This is a genomic window from Puniceicoccus vermicola (assembly GCF_014230055.1).
GTDB classification, from domain to species: Bacteria; Verrucomicrobiota; Verrucomicrobiia; order Opitutales; family Puniceicoccaceae; genus Puniceicoccus; species Puniceicoccus vermicola.
On the sequence record NZ_JACHVA010000054.1, the window covers coordinates 1 to 2,120 of the forward strand.

At 51.5% G+C, this 2,120-nt stretch carries 2 protein-coding genes; both read left to right on the plus strand.

Annotated features, from left to right (window positions below; translation table 11 throughout):
- The first annotated feature begins 542 nt into the window (after window positions 1-542).
- Window positions 543-1,088 (plus strand): PEP-CTERM sorting domain-containing protein, encoded by a 546-nt coding sequence (locus tag H5P30_RS07445; RefSeq protein ID WP_185692342.1) that lies wholly within the window; start codon window positions 543-545, stop codon window positions 1,086-1,088.
- Between the two features lie 592 nt (window positions 1,089-1,680).
- The coding region (locus H5P30_RS07450; RefSeq protein WP_185691061.1) for a hypothetical protein at window positions 1,681-2,120 on the plus strand (440 nt) is incomplete at its 3' end.

Sequence of the window (2,120 nt, forward strand, 5' to 3'; positions counted from 1 at the left end):
CGTCAGATCTTGATTCTTGAATTTTGTAAGCCCGAGCGTTAGCCCAACTGCCTTCGCTGGAACCACAAAAAGCACAGAAATCACAGAATTAGACAGGTGCCCACCTGTTGAGGTTTTGGTGCGTTCTGTGGTTAATCACAGCTGGGTTGATCTTTAGTCGGAGATGGGGACGGGAAGAATGGAGTCAGCCCAATGTTTCATGCATTTAGTCGGGAGAAGTTCATCCAGACCAAGTGCGGGATTTCTTGGTGACTGCGGCGGAACTGGATTAGTAAACTTTTCCTGGATTTCCGGAGGGAAGGAGAGGAGATGAACCACAGATGACTCAGATGGGCACAGATGTAGAGGGGGGAGCTGTTTCCGTTTGTGGGGATCGGTGGTGTGTTTCGAATTCTTTTTTGGAAGGGAAGGGAGAAAAGGCCAAACGCGAATAGGAGTCGGAGGGGTCCACGAATTCTGGTAAAGCGCAAGGGAGAAGCGTTCGCTTCGATCGCCGGAAAATTTGCTTGCCGACGGCTAGATTTTGACTAAAAATTAGAGTAATGAAAACAATTTCTCGCTTTGTTCTCCCTCTTGTGTCTCTTCTCAGCCTGCCATTGGCGGCCACGGCTCAGTTCACGATGGTGATCGAGTATTCTGCGATCACCGGAGACACCACCATCACCTACGATGGCAACTGGGCCACTTACTCCCAGACTGCTTCGTTTGGCTCCGGATTTCCAGCGGACTTTGGTCCTAACGCGGTCTACACCAATATCACCGGTGCCTATGGTTACGATGACGGAGCTTTCAATACTCCTTTTCCCTGGAATTCCGCTACCGTAACCGCGACAACGGGCGACCCATGGGGATTTGACCAGTTTGGAGCCTACGCACCGGCGGGATACATTGCTGGAACCACGCTCTCAGGCACGATGACCCTTGGAAGCACGGATCTGTCGGATCTCGGACTCAATCCGGGGCAAAGTGGCGTTGCTTTCAAGGGTTCTCAAACGGTAAACTGGTCAGTTGTTCCGGAGCCATCCAGCTATGGTGTTTTGCTTGGCCTTTTTGCTTCTGGTTTCGTCTTTCTAAGACGGCGGAGATAAGAAGCGTAGTTGCGGAGGGGCTCTTGCAAAGGAGCGGGAAAGGCAAAAGACGTCAGATCTTGATTCTTGAATTTTGTAAGCCCGAGCGTTAGCCCAACTGCCTTCGCTGGAACCACAAAAAGCACAGAAATCACAGAATTAGACAGGTGCCCACCTGTTGAGGTTTTGGTGCGTTCTGTGGTTAATCACAGCTGGGTTGATCTTTAGTCGGAGATGGGGACGGGAAGAATGGAGTCAGCCCAATGTTTCATGCATTTAGTCGGGAGAAGTTCATCCAGACCAAGTGCGGGATTTCTTGGTGACTGCGGCGGAACTGGATTAGTAAACTTTTCCTGGATTTCCGGAGGGAAGGAGAGGAGATGAACCACAGATGACTCAGATGGGCACAGATGTAGAGGGGGGAGCTGTTTCCGTTTGTGGGGATCGGTGGTGTGTTTCGAATTCTTTTTTGGAAGGGAAGGGAGAAAAGGCCAAACGCGAATAGGAGTCGGAGGGGTCCACGAATTCTGGTAAAGCGCAAGGGAGAAGCGTTCGCTTCGATCGCCGGAAAATTTGCTTGCCGACGGCTAGATTTTGACTAAAAATTAGAGTAATGAAAACAATTTCTCGCTTTGTTCTCCCTCTTGTGTCTCTTCTCAGCCTGCCATTGGCGGCCACGGCTCAGTTCACGATGGTGATCGAGTATTCTGCGATCACCGGAGACACCACCATCACCTACGATGGCAACTGGGCCACTTACTCCCAGACTGCTTCGTTTGGCTCCGGATTTCCAGCGGACTTTGGTCCTAACGCGGTCTACACCAATATCACCGGTGCCTATGGTTACGATGACGGAGCTTTCAATACTCCTTTTCCCTGGAATTCCGCTACCGTAACCGCGACAACGGGCGACCCATGGGGATTTGACCAGTTTGGAGCCTACGCACCGGCGGGATACATTGCTGGAACCACGCTCTCAGGCACGATGACCCTTGGAAGCACGGATCTGTCGGATCTCGGACTCAATCCGGGGCAAAGTGGCGTTGCTTTCAA